Origin of the sequence: Bradyrhizobium lablabi (assembly GCF_001440475.1) — a bacterium.
Classification (GTDB): Bacteria; Pseudomonadota; Alphaproteobacteria; order Rhizobiales; family Xanthobacteraceae; genus Bradyrhizobium; species Bradyrhizobium lablabi.
The window spans coordinates 14,457-17,406 of record NZ_LLYB01000034.1 but is presented as its reverse complement, the minus strand read 5'-3'; the positions used below and the strand labels follow the sequence as shown (position 1 = coordinate 17,406).

General features: G+C 59.9%; 2 protein-coding genes. Both read right to left on the bottom strand.

Going from position 1 to position 2,950, the window contains the following annotated elements; all coding sequences use genetic code 11:
* Nucleotides 1-1,077 (bottom strand): AMP-binding protein (locus CQ14_RS01515; RefSeq protein ID WP_082649648.1); only part of this gene is annotated, 1,077 nt, incomplete at its 3' end.
* Between the two features lie 35 nt (nucleotides 1,078-1,112).
* Entirely contained in the window at nucleotides 1,113-2,897 is a 1,785-nt protein-coding gene (locus CQ14_RS45165; RefSeq protein WP_057856187.1) for a calcium-binding protein, read from the bottom strand.
* Nucleotides 2,898-2,950: the final 53 nt, after the last annotated feature.

The following is a 2,950-nucleotide window of genomic DNA, read 5'->3' as shown; positions in this document are numbered from 1 at the left end:
CCCTTCCTCGGGAAAGGCTTCCACCTTATCGAGCGTGCTGACGACGTAGCCATCGGCTGCAGAAACGCCGCGCGTTCGAATGAGGCCCTCAGTGCCGGGGGGAAGAACGGCACCGCTTCGGTCCACAATTTCGACTTCGGCGCCTCCGACGAGGTAACCCGCAACGCCGTTGCCGTTCTCAAGCAATTCCGAGCTGGCAAGGGCCACCGTAGCGTATTCGGTCGACCCATAAACGGAATTAAGCTCGTTGCACAATTGGGCGCGGGCGCGTTTCAGCAAGCGCCGATCCAGCACGCTGCCCAGGGAAACGATGAGGTCCAATTTGCCAAATTGGCCCGGCATCCTGTCATACAGCTCAACCAGGTCGGACAGTCCCTTGGGTGAGGCCACCATGGCCTGAATGCGGTTCTCAAACAGCGCTTTTAACGTCTCGACGGGGTTGTTGTTCTGCAGGAACAGCACGCCACCCCGCCAGAAGATGTTGAACAGCGTGGAAAAGCCGGCGACGGTCGACAGACCCACGTCGACATAAATGCGGGAGCACTCCGAAAAGCGACTTCCGAATACGAACTGCTGCCGCATCACTCGCGTAAAGGCCTGGGCGTATGTGAGAGCTACAGCTTTCGGATCGCCCGTAGTCCCCGAGGTAAGAATGAGCCGGCAGTATTTACTTTCAGTTCCAGTGTTCGCGTTCGGCGCTGCCAATGGCGGCTCTTCGTCGGCAAGCCAGTCCCTGCCCACGACAATCACCCGCCTCCCGCCGAACTGTTCCGGTTTCTCTGAGAAGACGGCATCGATCTGCAGAGCTGTGGGCAGCTGCATTTGATGCGCGGACACGGTGACGACGCCGAGCGCGGAAAGACCCAGCACACATGCAACGTGCAGCAGCTGATCCTTGATGACCAACGCAACCACCTGTCCTCGCACCACGCCCTGGCGACTGGTCCTGCTTGATATGTTGCTGATGAATAGGCCAAGTTGCCGGTACGAGACCGGTGCATTTCCTCCCGCCACGATGATCGCGGGCGCCGATGGCTGGAACTTGCACTGAAACAGGATCGGATCAACGAGGTTCATGACATCACTCAACAGATTCGCATTTGGACGTTGGATCAGTGCACCGGAGTGGCGATCGTTCCGAGCGGCATTTGATCGTTTGGCGTCGCCTGCGACACCACCGTTTCGAAGCCTGCAAAATAGCCCGAATGGGTCGCCATGGCCTGAACAAGCTGTGCAAATTGGTTGCCCGACATGGAATCGCCGAGCGCGCTACCGTGTCCCGTCTCGTTCACACCACCTTGGTAGGCAAGCGCGACGTCACCGGCAAGCCCTGCGGAGCCGTCGGCCCTGGTAAAGCTGGAGAGCCCCTGGATGATTGAACCGTCCTGGAGCATCGCAGCCGATCCGGTCGGATTCAGACCGATTGAGACGATACCCATGTCGCCGAGCGTTCGTACTTCTCCCAGCTGGGAAATGCCGTCGCCGTTTGCATCCCGCCAGACGCGGAAGTCGCCCCAGCGATCGTCACCGGAATCCAGCAGCCCGTTGTGGTTGGTATCGAAGACCTGGCGGAGAGCCGCCATATCGGACGATGCCTCGGGGGCCCATTCGGTGAAGACGATCTCGCTGGTCTGGTCGATCACTCCATTCGGTCCGGCTTCGCCATCGGCTGCAAGGTCAATCGCCAGCAGGCCATCGCTGCTGCTAACCCATGCCGTGCGTTCACGGCCGGCCAAGCCATCCACGTCGAACTGCGCCGTCGAGGCATTCAGCTGAATGACATCGACGCCGTTGCCATCAAGATCGAGAATGATCGGCGCCGACGTGTAATTCGTGCTCGCAAACCCTCCGTTGGCAAACCGGAAAGTTTCGACGCCGGTAACCGTATCAATCCCGTCAGGCGAACCGCTGCGCAGATCCGTCACCACGAACGCCTGGGTCGCGGCGTTATAGCTGATCGTGTAGTCGGCCACATTGCCGGAAAACACGGCAACATCGGTGCCGGCACCTCCGTTCAACGTATCATTGCCAGCGCCTCCGATAAGCACGTCGTTGCCGGCACCGCCGGTAATGGCGTCATTGCCCAGGCCACCCGAGAGCCAGCTATTCGCGGAGGTCCCCGTGATGGTATCGTTGCCGCTGGTGCCGGATTGGAACGCGCTCAACGAGCCGATGTTCAGCGTCGTTCCGTCGGCGAATTTTAGCGTCTCGACCCGATTGAGCGGGTCAGTCCAATTCTGCAGCGTTATCTTGTCCGTTAGTTGAGCCAGCGTCGCATTCGGATTGGCTGGATCCTTCACGCCGATGATCAGATCGTTGCCGGACAGGCTTATCAGAAGATCCGACGCGCTGACGCCAGAGCCGAACGACAGCACGTCGGCGCCACCGTCGTAACGATTCTCGACGGTGTTGCTCACATAGTGCGAGGTATCGACCCAGACCGTTTGATAGTATGACGTATCAACCCAGTAGCTGTTACCGTAACCATCGCTGCTATAATATCCGTCGCTAACGTACTGCTGCGTATAATAGCCGGATGTCACCCACGTCGTGGTCGTGGTCGTGGTGCGATAGTCGTCATAGACCGTGTCGGCCCCGTCGCCGCGGGCGAACACATAGGTGTCGTTGCCGCCGCCGCCTTTGAGCAGATCCGATCCCGTAGCACCATTGAGCGTGTCGTCGCCCAGACCGGTATCGAGCGTGTCGTTGCCGGCGAGGCCCTGTATCGCATCAGCCCCGGCCGTCCCGGTCAGCGTGTCGTTACCCGCGGTGCCCACAACCGACACCTGCACCGGCACCACGCTGCCGTTGGACAGCACGAACGAACCAACCTGATAGCCCGCTCCCAGGAACCAGTTCGTGATGGTCAGGGTGTCGGTTGAGCCGGCGATCAGCACCTGCAGATCGTTGCCCNACCTTCACAAAGGTCAGATCGACCGCCGCAATGCCG